Annotated in this window: 1 protein-coding gene; it reads left to right on the top strand. The window is 44.7% G+C overall.

Features of this window, described 5'->3' with window-relative positions:
* Positions 1–517, top strand: a 517-nt coding sequence (locus tag R8O11_RS30950; RefSeq protein ID WP_318195357.1) for a PilZ domain-containing protein, incomplete at its 5' end; no start/stop codon positions are given.
* Between the last annotated feature and the right edge of the window lie 13 nt (positions 518–530).

The raw sequence follows: 530 nt of genomic DNA, 5'->3' as shown, positions 1-530 counted from the left end.
CTTCGAATTTGGACCAAAAGATAAATTCAGCTACTCAACCGTTTATTTAGGAATAAAAGAAAATTCTTATTTGATCCTCGATATTCCGATGCGATTGCTCGAAGATCAAGTGATGAGAAAACTGCATAACGCCGATGTGATTGTGCGCGGCGTTTCCGACACTGAGCTTGGTCACGTGTTGGCTTTTAAATCCAGTGTACTAATGACAGCCGTTCGCCCTTCCCCTCTGCTCTTTATTCGCATACCCGGTACGTTTGCAACTAAGCCTGTTAGAGAGCACGAGCGTTACAAGCTACAAATGGACTGTACCATCGATCACAGCGGCAATATTTATGACGGCAGTTTGGTTGATTTTTCACTGGCAGGCGTCGGTGTTCAGACCTTTATTGAACCTGAGTTTAAGGTTGGAGACCGAGTGTCGGTGGTATCACCTCTTAGCATTCATATAGGAGAGGAAAATCCTTGCTTGATCGCCAATATAAAGAAGCAACCCAAAGGCTGGGTGATAGGCATTTGATTCGAGCTACCCA

It is taken from the genome of Vibrio sp. 1288 (genome assembly GCF_033344475.1).
The sequence above is the reverse complement of the archived record's forward strand: the minus strand, read 5'-3'. Positions and strand labels throughout refer to the sequence as shown.